Origin of the sequence: Escherichia sp. MOD1-EC6162 (assembly GCF_002965125.1) — a bacterium.
In the GTDB taxonomy this organism is placed as follows: domain Bacteria; phylum Pseudomonadota; class Gammaproteobacteria; order Enterobacterales; family Enterobacteriaceae; genus Escherichia; species Escherichia marmotae.
This window is the reverse complement of the sequence record NZ_PTSB01000059.1, coordinates 1-4,288: the sequence shown is the minus strand read 5'-3', so window position 1 is coordinate 4,288 and position 4,288 is coordinate 1. Positions and strand designations below refer to the sequence as shown.

Below are 4,288 nucleotides of genomic sequence, written 5' to 3'. Positions count from 1 at the left end.
TTTCATCAGTGGGATGCGCAGAATCAGGTGACGGCGTACCAGGACGAAGCCGGGCAGGTGATGACGTTCCGCTGGAGCGACGAAGAACGACTGCTGCTGGGGATGACCGACGCTCAGGGCGGCAAATGGCGCTATGTGTATGACCGCCTGGGGCATATCACGGAGACGCACGACCCGCTGGGGCGGGTGGCACAGACACAGTGGCACCCGGTATGGCACGAACCGGAAACGGAAGTGGATGCGACGGGGAACAGCTGGCGCTGTGAGTACGATGAACGCGGCAATCTTCTTACCGTGACCGACCCGTTGCAACAAAACACCCGGTATCAGTATGACCGCCACGGCCAGGTGGTACAGATAACCGATGCCCGTGGGGGGAATAAATACCTTCAGTGGAACGAAGACGGGCAGCTCACGCGGCATACGGATTGTTCCGGCTCGCAGACGACCTGGTTCTACGACGAACGCACGCGGCTGATACGGGTGACAGACGCGCAGAGCCACAGCACGCGCTACGGGTATGACGACAGCGGTCACCTGGTGGAGGTGATACTGGCGGACGGCCGCTCGGCACATTACCAGTCAGACGCGGCGGGCAGGCTGGTAAAGTACACCAGCCCGATGGGGAGGATAACGCGCTGGCAACGCGACGGGCAGGGCCGGGTGCGCAGCCGGACGGACGCGATGGGGCGCAGGACGGCGTTCGGGTACGACGCCTACGGACGGCTGACCCGGCTGACAAACGAGAACGGAGAAAGCTATCAGTTCCGCCACGATGTGCTGGATCGTCTGGCGGAGCAGATAAACCCGGATGGCTGTCGCCAGGCGTACCGTTACAACGCGCTGAACGCAGTCACGGAAGTGGTGTTCACCGGGGAGCGGGGCGGTGAAATCCGTCACCGGCTGGCGCGCGATGCGGCGGGCCGGCTCACGGCAAAAGAGACAGCAGAAAGCCGTACAGAATACATCTATGATGCGGCAGACCAGCTACTGGAAATCCGCCGCCAGCGGTCGGATGCCGGGGAAACGGATGCACCGGAGATTATCCGCTTCAGTTACGACAGACTGGGACGGATGCTGACCGAGGAGACGGCGCAGGGCATCTTAACCCATCAGTATGACGAACCGGGCAACCGGACAGCGACCACCTTTCCGGACGGCAGAACGCAGCGCCATCTGTACTACGGCAGCGGTCATCTCCAGCAGATAAATCTGGACCGGGAGGTTATCAGTGAGTTCACGCGTGACGCCCTGCACCGTGAGGTGCTCAGAAGTCAGGGGCGGCTGAGCACGCGGCAGCTTTACGACCCTACTGGGCGACTGAAGCGCAGGGAGACATACAGCGGGATGCGCGGGGTGGTGCCGGAGACGTTCACGGACCGGCAGTACAGCTACAACGGTCAGGATGAACTGCTGAAGACGCGGCACAGCCGGCGGGGGGAAACGGATTACTTCTATGACACCACGGGCCACATCACGGCATGCCGCTCGGAGGATGAGGGGTATCTGGCGAGCTGGCAGTACGACGCGGCGGGAAATCTGCTGGGGAGGCGCGCGGGGGAAAGGGCCACGGCAGAAAACAGCGTGGTGCCGTTCAACCGGCTGATGTCTTATCGTGGCGTGCACTATCGTTATGACGAACACGGCCGGACGGTGGAAAAGCAGGGCCGGAGCGGAACGCAGAGTTACCGTTATGATGCGGAACACCGGATGGTGGAGGTGACGACAGCGCGGGAGACATACCGGTATGTGTACGATGCGCTGGGGAGGCGGACGGAAAAACAGCACATCAGCCCCGACGGTAAACCGTACAACCGGACAAAATTTTTATGGGACGGGATGCGGCTGGCGCAGGAGAGCAGGCCGGAGGGGATAAGCCGCCTGTATATCTACAGCGACCAGGGGAGTTATGAACCGCTGGCGCGGGTGGACAAGGCGGGCAAAGAGGGACCGAACCGGATACTGTATTTTCACACAGATGTGAACGGCGCGCCGGAAGAGATGACGGACAGTGACGGGAAAATCGTGTGGGAGACGGGGTATCAGGTCTGGGGTAACACGATACAGGAGAAGGACCACGGCAGGGTGGAACAGAACCTGCGTTACCAGGGGCAGTACCTCGACAGGGAAACGGGGCTGCACTACAATCTGCACAGGTACTATGATCCGGATGTCGGGCGGTTCATAGTAACGGATCCGATAGGGCTGGCGGGTGGGTTAAACCTGTATGCGTATGCGCCGAATCCGTTAAGTTGGATCGATCCTTTAGGACTTGCTGTAGATCCAATAGCTAAATTAGAAGATCGCGGTTATACAGGGGTAACAAGAACTTCTAGCGGCGGTTTAGACTATTCAGATAGTAATGCGTTATATAATAAACGACCCGGAGTTAACCCTATCGTTACTATTGAATATACAGGAGATTATCTTAAAGATTTTGAAGCCGCTAATATGAAGGCCGGACTAAATCAAAAGACAACACCAAGGGGGTATGTCTGGCATCATCTTGATGATTATAATGCCGAGACAAATAAAGGTACTATGCAACTTATTAAACAGGGAGCACATCAAGGAATAAGTCATTCTGGTGGTGTCAGTCAGTATAAGAAAGCAACCGGTAAGAGCTATACATTCCCGGCCAGAAAAGGTGGTAGATTATGCAGTTAATTCTTGAAGAATCTGAGAGGAAATTATCTCCCGATGAGTTGGATGAATTCAACAGAGCCTTTGATGGAAAGGTTCCATTTTCGTTTAATAATTTTTACATAAAATTTAATGGCGGATATCCGCTTGATAATGGTGAGAGTAACTTCTTTTTATTAGGTGGCTTCAACCCAATTAAGTATGGGGATTTGCCTATAGAGGATGTTTATTCTGATTTAATTGATGACTATCCTAGTTTAAAAAACATGATCCCTTTTGCTTATGATGAAGGTGGTAATTGTTTTTTACTTTCATTGAAGTGTAATGATTATGGAAAAGTATATATATGGTTAATGGATGAAAAAGACTTAGCACTCATCTCTGACTCATTTGATGATTTCATAGAAAAATTATCTCAGAGTTATTAATTAAATATAGCCGAGAATAATAAAATCTTCCCGGCTTTTTTATTATCCAACTCTCGTTCAGTACACTAAACATCCCGTTCCGCATCCCCTTAACCACCTGTTTAACCTGATAAAGTTCCTCCCGCAGTTCCTGTACTTCGTTATTATCCGCAGGCAGGATCAGGCATCTCTCTGAGATCTTCACTGTAACGCTCGTGCCGATCTCAAATCCCGCTTCTCTTAGCCATTTGGTGCTGATTTTGATCACCGGCGTGTCGCTGCGGCTGGTCAGATGCTGCGCTGGCAGCACGACGGGCAGAGCCGGATGACTGAAGCGCAGGGAGACATACAGCGGGATGCGCGGGGTGGTGCCGGAGACGTTCACGGACCGGCAGTACAGCTACAACGGTCAGGATGAACTGCTGAAGACGCGGCACAGCCGGCGGGGGGAAAAGGATTACTTTTACGACCCCACGGGGCACATTACGGCGTGCCGTTCGGAGGATGAGGGGTATCTGGCGAGCTGGCAGTACGACGCGGCGGGAAACCTGCTGGGGAGGCGTGCGGGGGAAAGGGCCACGGCAGAAAACAGCGTGGTGCCGTTCAACCGGCTGCTGTCTTACCGTGGTGTGCACTATCGTTATGACGAACACGGCCGGGTGGTGGAAAAGCAGGGCCGGAGCGGAACGCAGAGTTACCGTTATGATGCGGAACACCGGATGGTGGAGGTGACGACAGCGCGGGAGACATACCGGTATGTGTACGATGCGCTGGGGAGGCGGACGGAAAAACAGCACATCAGCCCCGACGGTAAACCGTACAACCGGACAAAATTTTTATGGGACGGGATGCGGCTGGCGCAGGAGAGCAGGCCGGAGGGGATAAGCCGCCTGTATATCTACAGCGACCAGGGGAGTTATGAACCGCTGGCGCGGGTGGACAAGGCGGGCAAAGAGGGACCGAACCGGATACTGTATTTTCACACAGATGTGAACGGCGCGCCGGAAGAGATGACGGACAGTGACGGGAAAATCGTGTGGGAGACGGGGTATCAGGTCTGGGGTAACACGATACAGGAGAAGGACCACGGCAGGGTGGAACAGAACCTGCGTTACCAGGGACAGTACCTCGACAGGGAAACGGGGCTGCACTACAATCTGCACAGGTACTATGATCCGGATGTCGGGCGGTTCATAGTAACGGATCCGATAGGGCTAAGAGGCGGGTTAAACTTATAT

At 55.0% G+C, this 4,288-nt stretch carries 2 protein-coding genes and 2 pseudogenes; 3 read left to right on the top strand and 1 reads right to left on the bottom strand.

The window, feature by feature from the left end:
- Both A9587_RS23935 and A9587_RS23930 read left to right on the top strand, forming a co-directional pair.
- A partial coding sequence (locus A9587_RS23935; RefSeq protein ID WP_172955469.1) for an RHS repeat-associated core domain-containing protein occupies positions 1-2,667 on the top strand: 2,667 nt, incomplete at its 5' end.
- Positions 2,658-3,071 carry an SMI1/KNR4 family protein gene (locus A9587_RS23930; RefSeq protein WP_105264056.1) on the top strand — a complete coding sequence of 138 codons (414 nt, stop codon included), beginning with the start codon at positions 2,658-2,660 and terminating at the stop codon, positions 3,069-3,071. The genes A9587_RS23935 and A9587_RS23930, both read left to right, overlap by 10 nt.
- 49 nt (positions 3,072-3,120) lie before the next feature.
- Here A9587_RS23930 and A9587_RS23925 read toward each other — a convergent pair.
- Positions 3,121-3,360 (bottom strand): annotated as a pseudogene (locus tag A9587_RS23925) (SymE family type I addiction module toxin); the annotation flags it as partial.
- Between the two features lie 19 nt (positions 3,361-3,379).
- Here A9587_RS23925 and A9587_RS23920 point away from each other — a divergent pair.
- Positions 3,380-4,288: pseudogene (locus A9587_RS23920) on the top strand (RHS repeat-associated core domain-containing protein); the annotation flags it as partial.

What these genes read in the sequence shown, in the direction of transcription:
- A9587_RS23930 (WP_105264056.1), top strand. Translation starts at nt 2,658, where the DNA reads ATGCAGTTAATTCTTGAAGAATCTGAGAGGAAATTATCTCCCGATGAG.